General features: G+C 64.6%; 10 protein-coding genes and 1 pseudogene. 3 read left to right on the top strand and 8 right to left on the bottom strand.

Going from position 1 to position 14594, the window contains the following annotated elements:
* Positions 1-4: 4 nt before the first annotated feature.
* Positions 5-1813, top strand: a complete 1809-nt coding sequence (locus ACVMB0_RS35555) for a glycoside hydrolase family 15 protein (protein WP_461349173.1) — start codon at positions 5-7, stop codon at positions 1811-1813.
* Between the two features lie 7 nt (positions 1814-1820).
* Here the strand turns inward: ACVMB0_RS35555 and ACVMB0_RS35550 are convergent, their stop codons facing one another.
* The 8 genes and pseudogenes from ACVMB0_RS35550 to ACVMB0_RS35515 form a co-directional block, all read right to left on the bottom strand.
* Positions 1821-2627: an HAD family hydrolase gene (locus tag ACVMB0_RS35550; RefSeq protein ID WP_461349172.1), complete on the bottom strand. Its 807-nt coding sequence runs from the start codon at positions 2625-2627 to the stop codon at positions 1821-1823.
* A complete protein-coding gene (locus ACVMB0_RS35545) occupies positions 2624-3112 on the bottom strand; it encodes a gluconokinase (RefSeq protein WP_461349767.1) in 489 nt (162 codons plus the stop codon). Before ACVMB0_RS35545 ends, ACVMB0_RS35550 begins: the two co-directional genes overlap by 4 nt.
* A gap of 54 nt (positions 3113-3166) precedes the next feature.
* Positions 3167-3919, bottom strand: a complete 753-nt coding sequence (gene pgl, locus ACVMB0_RS35540) for a 6-phosphogluconolactonase (protein WP_461349171.1) — start codon at positions 3917-3919, stop codon at positions 3167-3169.
* Position 3920: 1 nt separating this feature from the next.
* Entirely contained in the window at positions 3921-5414 is a 1494-nt protein-coding gene (gene zwf, locus ACVMB0_RS35535) for a glucose-6-phosphate dehydrogenase (RefSeq protein WP_461349170.1), read from the bottom strand.
* A 163-nt stretch (positions 5415-5577) separates the two neighbouring features.
* Positions 5578-6561: a phosphogluconate dehydrogenase (NAD(+)-dependent, decarboxylating) gene (gene gnd / locus ACVMB0_RS35530; protein WP_461349169.1), complete on the bottom strand. Its 984-nt coding sequence runs from the start codon at positions 6559-6561 to the stop codon at positions 5578-5580.
* Positions 6562-6572: 11 nt separating this feature from the next.
* Positions 6573-9419, bottom strand: a complete 2847-nt coding sequence (locus ACVMB0_RS35525) for a bifunctional transaldolase/phosoglucose isomerase (protein ID WP_461349168.1) — start codon at positions 9417-9419, stop codon at positions 6573-6575.
* A gap of 216 nt (positions 9420-9635) precedes the next feature.
* The gene (locus ACVMB0_RS35520; RefSeq protein ID WP_461349167.1) at positions 9636-10082 is read right to left on the bottom strand and encodes a DsrE family protein; all 447 of its coding nucleotides are present in this window, start codon (positions 10080-10082) and stop codon (positions 9636-9638) included.
* Positions 10083-10122: 40 nt separating this feature from the next.
* Positions 10123-10753, bottom strand: a pseudogene (locus tag ACVMB0_RS35515) (hypothetical protein).
* A gap of 521 nt (positions 10754-11274) precedes the next feature.
* Between ACVMB0_RS35515 and ACVMB0_RS35510 the strand changes: the two are divergent.
* Together ACVMB0_RS35510 and ACVMB0_RS35505 are read left to right on the top strand one after the other, a co-directional pair.
* Positions 11275-13218 (top strand): PrkA family serine protein kinase, encoded by a 1944-nt coding sequence (locus tag ACVMB0_RS35510; protein ID WP_021080883.1) that lies wholly within the window; start codon positions 11275-11277, stop codon positions 13216-13218.
* A 103-nt stretch (positions 13219-13321) separates the two neighbouring features.
* The gene (locus ACVMB0_RS35505) at positions 13322-14593 is read left to right on the top strand and encodes a YeaH/YhbH family protein (RefSeq protein ID WP_461349166.1); all 1272 of its coding nucleotides are present in this window, start codon (positions 13322-13324) and stop codon (positions 14591-14593) included.
* The last annotated feature ends 1 nt before the right edge of the window (position 14594 follow it).

Here is a 14594-nt window from a genome sequence, read left to right as displayed (position 1 = left end):
GTGTGTGGCTTCCCGGATCGAAGACTATGGATTGATCGGCGATTGCGAGACCGCGGCGCTGGTCGGCCGCGACGGCTCGATCGACTGGCTGTGCTGGCCGGCGTTCGATTCCGAGGCGTGCTTCGCGGCGCTGCTCGGCACGTCGCGGAATGGGCGCTGGCTGCTGGCGCCGGCCGATGAGATCAAGCAGACCTCGCGCCGCTATCGGGACGACACGCTGATCCTGGAGACGCGGTTCGAGACCGCAAGCGGCGTGGTTGTGCTGACCGACTTCATGCCGCCGCGCGGCAACGCCTCCGACGTGGTGCGCCTCGTGCGCGGGATCAGCGGCCGCGTCAGGATGCACATGGAACTGGTGATTCGCTTCGGCTACGGCGTCGATGTCCCCTGGGTGAAGAAGAATCCGGACGGCGAGGGGCTGTTGGCGATCTGCGGGCAGGACATGACCGTGCTGCGCACGCCGGTCGAAACCACAGGCAAGGACCTGACCACGATCGCCGATTTCGAGGTCGGCGAGGGCGACACCGTGCCGTTCGTCCTGACCTACGGGGCGTCCTACCAGCCGCTGCCGGAGCCGATCGATCCCGAAGCGGCGCTGAAGGATACCGAGGAATACTGGAAGGAATGGTGCAGCCGTTCGACCTACGACAGCAGCTATCAGCGCGGCCTCGTGATGCGTTCGCTGATCACGCTGAAGGCGCTGACCTTCAGGCCGACCGGCGGCATCGTCGCGGCACCGACCACGTCACTGCCGGAAAAGCTCGGCGGCGCGCGCAACTGGGACTACCGCTTCTGCTGGCTGCGCGACGCCACCTTCACGCTGCTGGCGCTGATGAATTCGGGCTATACCGAGGAAGCGGCGGCCTGGCACAACTGGCTGCTGCGGGCGGTGGCCGGCGCGCCGGCCAACATGCAGATCATGTACGGTATCCTGGGGCAGCGCCGCTTGCTCGAATGGGAGGCCGGATGGCTGCCCGGCTATGAGGGGGCAACGCCGGTCCGCGTCGGCAACGCCGCCCATGCACAGCTTCAGCTCGACGTCTATGGCGAGCTGATCGACGCCTTCCACCAGTCTCGCATGGTCAAACTCAAGCTCGACGAGGAGAACTGGTCGCTGGAATGCACCGTCGTCAATCATCTCGCAGATGTCTGGGACCGGCCGGATCACGGCATCTGGGAGCGGCGCGGCGTTCCCAGGCACTACGTGTTCTCCAAGGTGATGTGCTGGGTCGCTTTCGATCGCGCCATCAAGAGCGCGGAGCGGTTCGGCTTCAAGGCGCCACTGGTCAAATGGCGGGTGCTGCGCGAGGCCATCCATCGCGACGTCTGCCGACGCGGCTTCGATCCCGACCTCAACAGCTTCGTCGAGAGCTATGGCTCGAAGCTGCTCGACGCCAGCCTGCTGCTGCTGCCGTCGGTCGGCTTCCTGCCGCCGGACGATCCGCGCATCCGCGCCACGATCGCGGCGGTCGAGCGCCACATGATGCGCGACGGCTTTGTGCTGCGGCACGATCCGCGCGAGGTGTCGGATGAAATCCAACCGATCGAGGGCGCATTCCTGGCCTGCAGCCTGTGGCTTGCCGACGCCCATGTACTGGCGGGAGATCTCGACAAGGCGCAGACCATGTTCGACCGCGTGGTGGCGGTCGCAAACGATCTCGGACTGCTGGCGGAGGAGTTCGATTCCGGTGCCGGCCGCCAGACCGGCAACTTCCCGCAGGCGCTGACCCATATCGCGCTGATCAACACCGTGCACAATCTCAGCGCCGCCAGGGCCCACGCCGAGAAGCCCGCGGTGCAGCGGTCGAGCTGATGGTGCCTTAGCGACCTGTCGTCAGCACCACGTCCATCGCGCGCGCGAAACCGTCACGCTCGTTGGTCTCGGTGACATGCGTGGCGCGCGCCTTGACGTCATCGCTGGCATTGCCCATCGCGAAGGAGATTCCACTTCGCGCGAACATCGGCAGGTCGTTCTGCATGTCGCCGATGGTGGCGACATTCTCCAGCGACACGCCGAGGCGTTTCGCGATGCCCTCGACGAAAGTGCCCTTGTCGTGGCCGGGCGGGGTGACGTCGAGATAATAGGTCTGCGAGCGGACCGCGGTCGCATCAGGGCCGACCATCTGCTGCATCTCAGCCTCGCAGCGTTGTAGCAGGGGCGCATCGGAACTCGCACCGACGATCTTGCAGGCCTGGTCGAGATAGGGGGTGAAATCGTCGACGATGGTCGGATCATGCTTGATCGCGCGCTTTTCGTGCGCGTTGTACTCGCCGTCCGGATTGCGGGTCAGCCAGCGGTCGTTGGTGAACAGCCAGATGTCGACGCCGCGCGCGCGAAGCAGATCGATGCTGCGCTTGGCCACGGCCGGCGGGATCACATGCTGCTCCAGCGGCCTCAATTGCGGATCGACGATCGACGAGCCGTTGAAGGCGCCGATCGGCAACTTGATCGCGAGCGGTGCAACCAGAAAGCCCATTCCGATAGTCGGCCGGCTGGAGACGATGGTGAAGCCGACGCCGGCCTCATGCAGCCTGCGCACCGCCGTGAGGGCGCCATCGGTCAAGGTCTTGTCCTTGGTGAGCAGCGTGCCGTCGACATCGGATACGACAAGTGCGATGCGGGTCATGAGCGATCCAGTTTCAGTTGACTGACGATGTCTTCGACGATGCTGTCGATCGAACGGTCGATCGCGACCGTGATCGGGCGTTCGTCCGGCGTCGGCGGTTCCAGCGTCTTGAACTGGCTGGCGAGCAGGCCCGGCGGCATGAAATGGTCCTTGCGCGCGGCCAGCCGCGTGGCGATCAGCTCCTGCGTGCCGTCGAGGAAGATGATGCGGATATCGCCGCGGCCATGCACCAGGATGTCGCGATAGCTGCGCTTCAGCGCGGAGCAGGCGATCACGGCGCGCTCGCGGACGCCGCAGGTGCGGTCGATCTCGGCGGCGATCGCGCGCAGCCAGGGCCAGCGATCCTCGTCGGTGAGCGGCCGGCCGGAATGCATCTTCGCGACATTGCTCGGCGGATGAAAGCTGTCGCCATCCTCGAAGCGCCAGCCGATCCGGATCGCGAGGCGGTCGGCGATGGTGCTCTTGCCCGAGCCGGAGACGCCCATCACGACCAGGGCGCAGGGGGTCTGCCCGTCACCCAAGAAAGTCACCCAGCGAAATCATCCACGAAAATCCTCCGGCAGCGCGGCCTGATCGATCAGCCAGACGGTCTCGCCCAGCGATCGTGCGCGGTTTGCCGGCAGGTTCTCGCCTGCGAACAGGCGCGTCAAGATCGCGCGCTTGTTTTCGCCTGACACTTCGAACATCATCTCGCGGCAGGAGGCGAGGGCAGGCAGGGTCAAGGAGACCCGCGGCACGAACGGCTCGACATTGGCCTTGGGCACCCCGACCACCCAGCGCAGGGTTTCCTCGACTGCGGGATAACCTGGAAACAGCGAGGCGGTGTGGCCGTCGGGCCCCATTCCCATCAGCACCAGGTCGAACAGCGGCCGCGTCGGATCGAGGTGCTCGGCGCCGTAGAACGCCATCAGCTCGTTCTCGTACAGCGCCGCGCTGACGTCGGGATCCCTGAGATCGGCGGTGTCGGTTGCGATCGGGTGCACATTCGCCGCCGGCGCGCAGCGGTCGAGGAATGCCTGGCGCGCCATGCTCATATTGTGCAGGCTGTCCTTGCGCGGCACCAGCCGCTCGTCGCCGATGAACCAGTCGATGCGATCCCACGGAATCCGTCTGCGATAGTCCGGCGTCGCCAGCAGCTGGTAGAGCGCCTTGGGGCTGGAGCCGCCGGTGAGGCAGATCGCGATCCGGCCGGGGTTCCGGTCGATCCGGGCGATCACCCGCTCGGCGGCGGTCTTCGCCAGGGCCGCCGGATCGGCGACCGTGATGACCCTGCGCTCGCCGCTCGTGGTCATGTCAGCCGAGCTTCCGCCAGCTGCGGCCGTCGCGGGTCAGCAGCGCGTTGGCGGCCTCCGGGCCTTCGGTGCCGGCCTTGTAGGGTTGCAGACCGCGCCCGCCGGCGCTCTTCCAGGCGTCGAGGAAGGGCTGCACCGCTTGCCATCCGGCCTCGACGCTGTCGGCGCGCTGGAACAGCAGATTGTCGCCGATCATGCAGTCATAGATCAGCGTCTCGTAACCGGTCGATGGCTCGGCCTTGAAGTAGTCCTTGTAGCGGAACTTCATCTCGACGCCATCGATGTTGATGGTCGGGCCCGGCACCTTGGTGTTGAACTGCAGCTCGATGCCTTCGGTCGGCTCGGTTGAGATGACCATGTAGTTCTGCGACAGGCGGTCGACCGCCGTATCGCGGAACATCGCGAACGGCGCCTGCTTGAACTTGATCGCGATCTCGGTGCGCTTGGTGGCCAGCGCCTTGCCGGTGCGCAGATAGAACGGCACGCCGGCCCAGCGCCAATTGTCGATGGTCAGCTTCAGCGCGGCATAGGTCTCGGTCGAGCTATCGGGCCTGACATCCGGCGTCTTCAGATAGTCCTCGATCTCGGTGTCGCCGATCCGGCCGGCGCGATACTGGCCGCGCACCGAGTTGGACAACGCCTCCTGCTCGCTCTGGAGCTGGATCGCGCTCAGCACCTCGGCCTTTTCGGAGCGCACCGCATGGGCGTCGAACCGCGCCGGCGGCTCCATCGTCACCAGCGACAGCAGCTGGAACAGATGGTTCGGCACCATGTCACGCAGCGCGCCGGTGGCGTCATAGAAGCTGCCGCGATGACCGACGCCGAGCTTCTCGTCGACGGTGATCTGGACGTGGTCGATATGGTTGCGATTCCAGATCGGCTCAAACATGCCGTTGGCAAAGCGCAGCACCAGGATGTTCTGCACCGTTTCCTTGCCGAGGTAATGGTCGATCCGGTAGATCTGGTGCTCGTCCATCAGCTTCAGCAGCGCGGCGTTGAGCGCCCTGGCCGAAGGCAGATCGGTGCCGAACGGCTTTTCGATGATCAGCCGCCGCCAGGCGCCGTTCTCCTTCAGCATGCCGGTGCGGCCGAGCTGCTCGCTGATCGGCAGGAAGGCGCTCGGCGGGGTCGCGAGATAGAACAGACGGTTGCCGCCGGTACCGCGGGCCTTCTCGAGCTTGTCGAGCCGTTCGTTCATGGCATCGAAGGAAGGGGGATCGCTCGGATCGGCCTCGATCGCGGTGACGCATTCGAACAGGCGCGTGACGACCGCCTCGTCCACCGGGCGGGTGGCGAACTTCCGCAGTCCTTGTAGCAGGCTGTCTTTCATCTGGTCGCTCGACATGCCCTTGCGGGCGATGCCGACGACGCAGAATTTGTCCGGCAGCAGGTTGCCGGCGGCGAGATTGTAGAGCGCCGGGACGACCAGCCGGTGCGTCAGATCACCGGTGGCGCCGAAGATGATGAAGGAGCAGGGATCGGGTTTCTTCTGCACGTGACCTTCCGCGGTTATCTTCTAGATCATGATGCGTTTCCACGGAATTGCATCATGATCTCCTTGTTTGAGCATGAAAGCCGGCTTCCACTTTTTCGGATCATGCTCTAGACGTGTTTTCTTTACGCGAACCGGTGCCCACTTCGCTCGACAATGCTTCAAGTCAAGCCTTCTTCGGGGGCTCCTTGTGGCCGCCGAAACCTGCGCGCATCGCCGAGAGGATCTTCTCGGCGAAGGTGTGATCCTTGCGCGAGCGGAATCGGGTGTAGAGCGCGGCCGTCAGCACCTCGGCCGGCACCGCCTCGTCGACCGCGGCATTGACGGTCCAGCGGCCTTCGCCGGAGTCCTCGACAAAGCCGGAGTAATTGTCGAGCGTGTGGTTCTGCGCCAGTGCGGACGCGGTAAGGTCGAGCAGCCAGGACGGGATCACGCTGCCGCGGCGCCAGACTTCGGCGATGTCGGCGATGTCGAGATCGAACCGATGGTCCGGCGGCAGCGCCTCGATATTGGCGTTCTTCAGGATGTCGAAGCCTTCGGCATAGGCCTGCATCAGGCCATATTCGATGCCGTTGTGGATCATCTTGACGAAATGCCCGGCGCCAACGGGACCGGCGTGGATGTAGCCCTGCTCGATGCGGGGATCGCGGCCGTCGCGGCCGTGGGTGCGCGGGATGTCGCCGATCCCGGGCGCCAGCGTCTTGAAGATCGGGTCGAGCCGGTCGACCACGCCCTTCTCGCCGCCGATCATCATGCAATAGCCGCGCTCGATGCCCCAGATGCCGCCGCTGGTGCCGACGTCGACGTAGTGCAGCCCGCGCTCCCTGAGCGCCTTGCCGCGGCGGACGTCGTCCTGCCAGAAGGTGTTGCCGCCGTCGATGATGACGTCGCCGGGCTGCATCAGCTTCGCGAGCGCCTCGATGGTGGATTCGGTGATCTTGCCGGCCGGCAGCATCACCCAGGCGGTGCGCGGCGCTTCCAGCTTGAGCACGAAATCCTCCAGCGACGAGGCGCCGGTGGCGTTGTCGGCGACCAGCGCCGCGACCGCCTTCGGGTCCTTGTCGTAGACCACGGCGGTGTGGCCGTTGCTCATCAGGCGGCGGACGATGTTGCCGCCCATCCGCCCGAGGCCGATCATGCCGAGTTGCATCGTGGCCTCCGTCAGTTCAGTGCAGCCGAGATCGCGGCATCGAGCGCCGCCAGCCCGGAGGTAAGGTCACCCTTGAGGTGCACGCGCAGCGCCCGGCGACCGCGCTCGGTGAGCACGTCGAAATCGCCGCGCGCCTGCGCCGCCTTGATCACGCCGAAGCTCGCCTTCTGGCCGGGCACCGCCAGGTCCTTTGGGTCGTCGGTCGTGACCTGGAGGAACACGCCGTTGTCGGGGCCGCCCTTGTAGGCCTGTCCTGTCGAGTGCAGGAAGCGCGGGCCGAATTCGGCGCAGGTCGCAAGATGCTTTGCATCGCGGACCTTGAGACGCATCGCCTGCATGGCGTCCATGGTGTCACCGTCGCGCTCGATATAGGCGAGCAAAGCGACATAGTCGCCGCGGCCGGAGCGCGAGAGGTGGGCCTTGACCCAGGAATCGAGATCGCCATTGGCGCCGGCCTTGCGCAGCTCCTCGGCGTTCTGCGCATCGGTGTAGAGATCGACCCCGTCGGCCGATACCACCGGCTCTTCGGCCGGCAGTGATCCGGTCTTCTCGAATGCCGCCGTCAGCTCGCGGGTCTTGATCTTGGCCGCCTCGACGTCGGGCTGGTTGAACGGGTTGATGCCGAGGATCGAGCCCGCCACCGCGGTCGCGATCTCGAAACGGAAAAACTCCTGGCCGATATGGTCGATCGACTTCATGACGATCCGGACCACCGGATGGCCGGCAGCCTCGAGCGCGGCGAGCTTGGCCTCATGCGCGGCGTCGGTCTCGGCTTCGGTGCGGAGGTCGATGAAGAAGCGGTCGTTGCCATAGACGCCGGGATCGCCGAGCGTCTCGCCCTCGATCGGGATCAGGCCCTTGCCGTCCTTGCCGGTCGATTCCGCGATCAGCTGCTCGGCCCAGGCGCCGAAATCGGCGACGTCGGGCGAGGCGAAGATCGTCACCTTGTCGCGGCCCTCGAGGCCCGCAATGCCCATCGCAAGCCCGAGCTGGACGCCCGGGTTTTCCCGCGGCGGCACGTCGGCGCCGCAGGAGCGCACCATGGCGAGCGTATGGCCGAGCAGGCTGCGGACATCGATGCCCGCGGCGGCCGCCGGCACTAGGCCGAACGGCGACAGCACGGAGTAGCGGCCGCCGATCGCAGGGTCGCCATAGAAGATGCGGGCAAAGCCCTGCTTGATCGCGATCTTCTGCAACGACGAGCCCGGATCGGTGACCGCGATGAAGCGGTGGCCGGCCTTGTCCTTGCCGATCGCCTTGGCGACGCGGTCGAAGAAATAGTCCTTCATCACGTTCGGCTCGGTGGTACCGCCGGATTTGGAGGAGACGATGAACAGCGTCTTGGCGATGTCGACATACTCCTCCATCGCGCGGACCTGCGCCGGATCGGTGGAGTCGAGCACGTGCAGCCGCGGGAAGCCGGACTTGTGCGGGAAGGTCTGGGCCAAGACCTCCGGTCCGAGGCTCGAGCCGCCCATGCCGAGCACAACGGCGTCGGTGAAGTTCTGGCCCTTCACGCGCTTGGCGAAATCCTCGTAGTCGGCGACGTCGGCGGTGGCGGCGCTGGTCAGCCAGCCCAGCCATTTGTCCTCGTCGTCGCCGGTCCAGACCGACTTGTCCTTGTGCCAGAGCCGGCGGATCTTGGCGGAGGTACGCCATTCCTCGGTGCTGTTCTCGACCGCCTTCGCGATGGTGGCGCCGAGCGCCAGCTTCTGGTGGTCGATGCCGCCGCCGAGCGAGGTGGCACGCTTGAAGGCAACCGCGCCGTACAGTTTGTCGGCGGCGTCTGCGAACAGCTTGACGCCGTCCTTGACCAGCTCCTCGGTGATCGCGTCGAGCGAGATGCCGGACTTCTCCAACTGCTCCAGCACGTGGCGAGCGTCCGCGACGTTCTCCTCGAGGCTGTCGCGGAGCTTGCCATGGTCGCGGAAGGCGTCGAGGGTGGCCGGCGGCATGGTGTTGACGGTGTCGGGGCCGATCAGCTCCTCGACATAGAGCACGTCGCTGTAATCCTTGTTCTTGGTGCCGGTCGACGCCCACAAGAGCCGCTGCGGCTTGGCGCCCTTGGCGGTGAGGTTGTCCCAGCGCGGGCCCGAGAACAGGCGCTTGTAGTCCTGATAGGCGAGTTTTGCATTGGCGATCGCCACCTTGCCCTTGAGCGCGGCGAGGCGCTCCTTTTCATGCGGATCGTTGGCCTTTGCGATCTTCTCGTCGAGCTGCTTGTCGACGGCAGAGTCGATGCGGCTGACGAAGAAGCTCGCGACGCTTGCGACATGGGAGGGATCGCCGCCCTTGGCGACGTATTTTTCCAGGCCCTTGAGGTAGGCCTCGGCGACCTGGCGATAGACCTCCTGCGAGAACAGGAGCGTGATGTTGATGCTGATGCCTTCGCCGATCAGATACTCGATCGCCGGCAATCCCTCTGGCGTCGCCGGCACCTTGACCATCAGGTTCTTGCGGTGGACGTCTTTCCAGAGCCGCTCGGCCTCGGCGATCGTGCCCTTGGTGTCCATCGCCAGATAGGGCGACACTTCGAGGCTGACAAAGCCGTCGCTGCCATGGCTCTGGTCGTAGACCGGGCGCAGCACGTCGGCGGCGTGCTGAATATCGACTACGGCAAGATGCTCGAACAGGTCGGCAACCGAGCGGTCGCCCTTCTTCAGCGCCTGGCCGATCGCGCCGTCATATTCGTCCGAAGAGCCGATCGCCTTCTCGAAGATCGAGGGGTTGGACGTCACGCCTTTGACGCCGTCGGTCTCGATCAGCCGCTTCAGGTCGCCCTTGGCGACGAAGCCGCGGGCCAGGAAGTCCAGCCAGACGGCCTGGCGGTGATTTTCGAGTGCTTTGACGGGGTTCATGGGTGCCTGTTCTCGTTCGATCGAGGGTCGATTTTTGGGTTCCCGGGCAGCTTTCGGGGGCGGAGCGGGATTGTCAACATGACTGGGGGCCCGGGCGGAATATCAGCATTCCCAAGGGATAACGCCATTCACAACAGTTCGATCCCCTCGGATGCACCCCGAGCAGACCCCGATCTCAGCACATTTTTATGACGCGTTGCGCTGCGCGCCCGAACCTCAGGGACGCAGGTAGAGATAGCCCTGGGATTGCAGCTCGGCGAGCCGCACGACGCCGCCGCGCTCGGCGGCGACGAAGCCGGGAAGCAGGTCGGCAAGGCCGATGTTCTGCGATTTCATGGTGTTGCCGCAGGCGGCGAGCTCGATGCCATCCCGGCTGAACTGTCCGACATGCTTGGACAGGTCGGGGTTGGCTCCGGACGCATGAAACGCCTTCAGCGCCTGGCCGTGGACCACCAGCGCGATCGTCACATTGCCGGGACCGCCGACGCCGTCGAGATGGTTCTGGATATTGCCGATCACGAAACTGACCTTGTCGAGGTCGTCGAGGTGGTAGACCACCTTCAGCCTTTGCGGCGCTGTCTCGGTGGCAGCCTGCGCTTGTGGCGCCGCGAAGGCTGCACCGAGCGCGGAGAGCGTGCCCCACAGGATGTTGCGTCGATGCATGGCGTCCCTCGCGCGATCGTTGCTGATCTGATCAAGTCTATCACTTGTGGCGAAGCGCTGCGAGTTCCTTGCGGTCGGTCACAAGTTCGGCGCATTCGTTCAAGCCGGCGCGATCGAGACGAAACATCTTGTCGTCGGCGCCGGCGACCAGTTCTTCTTCCGCGTCATCGTCGGGCTTGTTGCGATTCCACATCCGGATGCTGGCGAGGCGTGCGATCGCGGATTTATCGTCCTTCGACAACGCCACGCTGATACCGCCGCCTTCACAATCGACGCCGCATTCGAAGCGGATGTCCTGTCCGGATTCGGTCGCGATCGCGTGGTTGCAGTAGCCGCTGGAGTCGAAATTGCCGGAGCGGTGACGGTAGGTGACACCAAGGCGGAACGAGTAATTGGTGGTCTTGTCCTCCGGCGCGTCTTCGGCCTCGACCAGAAGCTTCATCGTGTTGACCTTCTGCTTCGGGTGCTGCGCGAGATGATTTGCATCGTAGCGCCGCACGAAGCAGGCGTAGGCTTTCGAGCCGGGCGGGGCCGGCGAACATCCTGTTGTCGAAGGCGGCTGCCAGGCCCTGGTCGACCGCCTTGTCGACCTCCTCCTGCGCCTGGACGGCTGACGACGCGCCGGCACAGGCGGCGGCTGCGAGTGCGACAACTAGGAACGTTCGTTGCATGATCGGCCTTGGGAATATGCCGCGCTGTGAAGGTGTCATCTCTACAGCGCGGCAATGGTGCCGCGCGGAACTGCACGGGCTCGTTGCCTTAGTCGCGGCGAGAAGAAGGCGCGTTCAACGGCTTCTGAATGTTTGTTCATCCGAATCTGTGACGCGCGCATCTTGACGCCAAGGCTGGACGGTCACACGTTTTCAGGGAAGCCCAACGTTCATTTCGGACGGGGAAGTCGCCTCGGTCGGATGTCCGCTTCGGAAGCCTGTTCGGAGGCTTGGGCCCCGTTAAACCACGGATGTGGCGGAGGGGTTACAAACGTCAAAAACAGGCCGCCAACGGGGGATATTGATGAACCATTAAGCTTCCTGCCTGTTGATAAGGCAGAGGCTGCACGCGCCGTGCATTGCCGAAGTGAGTCGGTCGAGTGTCCAATAGACCCAGCGTGCCGACGCTGATTCGATCCTAGGACGCTCTTGTTACGACTCGTGTCAGTCGTGCGGCGATACATATCGTGGAGAGAGGGATCATGTACAACGATTCTTTGTTCAACGCCTTCGCAAGGTCGTTTGAAGCGCGAAGCCAGACCGACATGTCGATGGCCGAGTATCTGGAGTCGTGTCGAAGTGATCCGATGCGATACGCCAATGCGGCCGAGCGGTTACTAGCGGCAATCGGTGAGCCCCAGATGATCGACACGGCCAAGGACCCACGCCTTGGCCGTATCTTTTTGAACCGTACGATACGGTCGTATCCGGCCTTCGCCGGCTTCTACGGCATGGAAGACACGATCGAGCGCCTGGTCGGCTTCTTCCGCCACGCCGCGCAGGGCCTCGAAGAGCGCAAGCAGATCCTCTATCTGCTCGGGCCGGTCGGCGGCGGCAAGTCGTCGCTCGCCGAGCGCATCAAGGCGTTGATGGAAATCCATCCGATCTACGTGCTGAAGGCGGGCGACGAGCTGTCGCCGGTGTTCGAGAGCCCGCTCGGGCTGTTCGACCCGGAGCAGCTCGGGCCGATGATCGAGGAGAAGTACGGCATTCCGCGCCGCCGGCTGAGCGGGCTGATGTCGCCCTGGGCCTACAAGCGGCTCGAGGCGTTCGGCGGCGACATCTCGCAATTCCGCGTCGCGCGCATCCAGCCCTCTCGGCTACGCCAGATCGCGGTTGCCAAGACCGAGCCCGGTGACGAGAACAATCAGGACATCTCCTCGCTGGTCGGCAAGGTCGACATCCGCAAGCTCGAGACCTATGCCCAGAACGATCCGGACGCCTACAGCTATTCCGGCGGCCTCAACCGCGCCAACCAGGGCGTGCTCGAGTTCGTCGAGATGTTCAAGGCGCCGATCAAGATGCTGCACCCGCTGCTGACCGCGACGCAGGAGGGCAACTATATCGGCACCGAGAACATCGGCGCGATCCCGTTCACCGGCATCATCCTCGCGCACTCCAACGAGGCTGAATGGCAGAGCTTCAAGACCAACAAGAACAATGAGGCCTTCATCGACCGCATCTGCGTCATCAAGGTCCCGTACTGCCTGCGGGTCACCGAGGAGCAGAAGATCTACGAGAAGCTGATCCAGGGCTCCGAGCTCGCCGCCGCGCCCTGCGCGCCGGCCACGCTGGAAACGCTGGCCCGCTTTTCGGTGATGTCGCGGCTGCGCAAGCACGAGAACTCGACGCTGTTCGGCAAGATGCGGGTCTATGACGGCGAGAGCCTGAAGGAATCCGATCCGAAGGCGCGCAGCGTGCAGGAGTACAAGGACGCGGCCGGCGTCGACGAGGGCATGGACGGCGTCTCCACCCGCTTTGCCTTCAAGGTGCTGGCCTCGACCTTCAACCACGACACCACGGAGGTCGGCGCCGACGCGGTGCATCTGATGTATGTGCTGGAGATGGCGATCCGCCGCGAGCAGCTGCCCGACGAGACCGAGAAGCGCTATCTCGAATTCATCAAGGCCGATCTCGCGCCCCGTTATGCCGAGTTCATCGGCAACGAGATCCAGAAGGCCTATCTGGAATCCTACGCCGACTACGGCCAGAACCTGTTCGACCGCTATGTCGACTACGCCGATGCCTGGATCGAGGATCAGGACTTCAAGGATCCCGACACCGGCCAGCTGATGAACCGGGAACTCCTGAACCAGGAGCTGACCAAGATCGAGAAACCGGCCGGCATCGCCAACCCGAAGGATTTCCGCAACGAGGTCGTCAAGTTCTCGCTGCGTTCGCGGGCGCACAATGGCGGCAAGAACCCGAGCTGGACCTCCTACGAAAAGGTTCGCGACGTGATCGAGAAGCGGATATTCTCGCAGGTCGAGGATCTGCTGCCGGTGATCTCGTTCGGTTCCAAGAAGGACGGCGAGACCGAGAAGAAGCATGGCGAGTTCGTCGAGCGGATGGTGGAGCGCGGCTATACCGAGCGCCAGGTCCGCCGGCTCGTCGAGTGGTACATGCGGGTGAAGCAGGCCGGCTGATGCACGATCCGGAAAGCCGGCAACAACCGGCCTTCCGTTCCGTCCAAGCAAGAATGCGATGCGACTCTGATCGCATCCGGCGCGAGGCAGATGCAAAGTGGTCATGCACATCGTCGATCGGCGGTTGAATCCGGGTAGCAAGAGCCTGGAGAACCGCCAGCGCTTCCTGCGGCGCGCCAAGGCGCTGGTGCAGGGGGCCGTCAAGAAGTCGTCGCAGGATCGGGACATCAAGGATGTCCTTGAAGGCGGCGAGGTGACTATCCCGCTGGACGGCATGGATGAGCCGCGGTTCCGGCGCGAAGGCGGCACCCGTGACATGGTGCTGCCCGGCAACAAGAAATTCGTCGAGGGCGACTGGTTGCAGCGCCCGAACCAGAGCGGCGCCAAGGGCTCCGGGGCGGGCGAGGGCGACAGCGAGGACGCTTTCCGCTTCGTGCTCAGCCGCGAGGAATTCGTCGACCTTTTCCTCGACGATCTCGAGCTGCCCGACCTCGCCAAGCGCAAGCTTGCGGAAACCGAGAACGAGGGCATCCAGCGCGCCGGGTATGCGACCTCGGGCTCGCCCGCCAACATCTCGATCAGCCGTACGGTGAGCCGGGCGCTGGCACGACGCGTGGCGCTGCGCCGGCCGCGCAAGGACGACATCGAGGCCCTCGAGGCGGAGCTTGCGGAATGCCATGACGAGACGCGCCGCCGCGAGCTGCTGGCGCTGCTCGAGGCGTTGAAGGCCAAGGCCAAGCGGATCCCGTTCATCGATCCGATCGACATCCGCTACCGCCGCTTCGAGACGGTGCCGAAGCCGGTGGCGCAGGCCGTGATGTTCTGCCTGATGGACGTCTCGGGCTCGATGTCCGAGCACATGAAGGACCTAGCGAAGCGGTTCTACATGCTGCTCTACGTGTTCCTGAAGCGGCGCTACAAGCATGTCGAGATCGTGTTCATCCGGCACACCGATCGCGCCGAGGAAGTCGACGAGGATACGTTCTTCCACGGGCCGGCCTCCGGCGGCACGCTGGTGTCGAGCGCACTGGTCGCGATGAACGACATCGTCCGCACCCGCTTCCGGCCCGCCGACTGGAACATCTACGCGGCCCAGGCCTCGGACGGCGACAACATGACCTCCGACAGCGGGATGACTGGGCTTCTCCTGACCGACAAGATCCTGCCGGTCTGCCAGTTCTTCGCCTATCTCGAGGTCGGCGAGGCCGCCAACTACACCTTCGACATGCCGGATTCCTCTCTCTGGACGCTCTATGAGCGTCTGCGCAACGAAGGCGCGCCGCTATCGATGCGCAAGGTGAGCGAGCGCGGCGAGATCTTCCCGGTGTTCCAGGACCTGTTCAAGCGCCGCACCACCAGTCAGGAAAGGGTATAGT

Source organism: Bradyrhizobium sp. USDA 4451 (assembly GCF_054822585.1).
This window is presented reverse-complemented; position numbering and strand designations above follow the sequence as displayed.

What these genes read in the sequence shown, in the direction of transcription:
- ACVMB0_RS35550 (WP_461349172.1), bottom strand. Translation starts at nt 2,627, where the DNA reads ATGACCCGCATCGCACTTGTCGTATCCGATGTCGACGGCACGCTGCTC.
- ACVMB0_RS35545 (WP_461349767.1), bottom strand. Translation starts at nt 3,112, where the DNA reads ATGGGCGTCTCCGGCTCGGGCAAGAGCACCATCGCCGACCGCCTCGCG.
- pgl (WP_461349171.1), bottom strand. Translation starts at nt 3,919, where the DNA reads ATGACCACGAGCGGCGAGCGCAGGGTCATCACGGTCGCCGATCCGGCG.
- gnd (WP_461349169.1), bottom strand. Translation starts at nt 6,561, where the DNA reads ATGCAACTCGGCATGATCGGCCTCGGGCGGATGGGCGGCAACATCGTC.
- ACVMB0_RS35525 (WP_461349168.1), bottom strand. Translation starts at nt 9,419, where the DNA reads ATGAACCCCGTCAAAGCACTCGAAAATCACCGCCAGGCCGTCTGGCTG.
- ACVMB0_RS35520 (WP_461349167.1), bottom strand. Translation starts at nt 10,082, where the DNA reads ATGCATCGACGCAACATCCTGTGGGGCACGCTCTCCGCGCTCGGTGCA.
- ACVMB0_RS35510 (WP_021080883.1), top strand. Translation starts at nt 11,275, where the DNA reads ATGTACAACGATTCTTTGTTCAACGCCTTCGCAAGGTCGTTTGAAGCG.
- ACVMB0_RS35505 (WP_461349166.1), top strand. Translation starts at nt 13,322, where the DNA reads ATGCACATCGTCGATCGGCGGTTGAATCCGGGTAGCAAGAGCCTGGAG.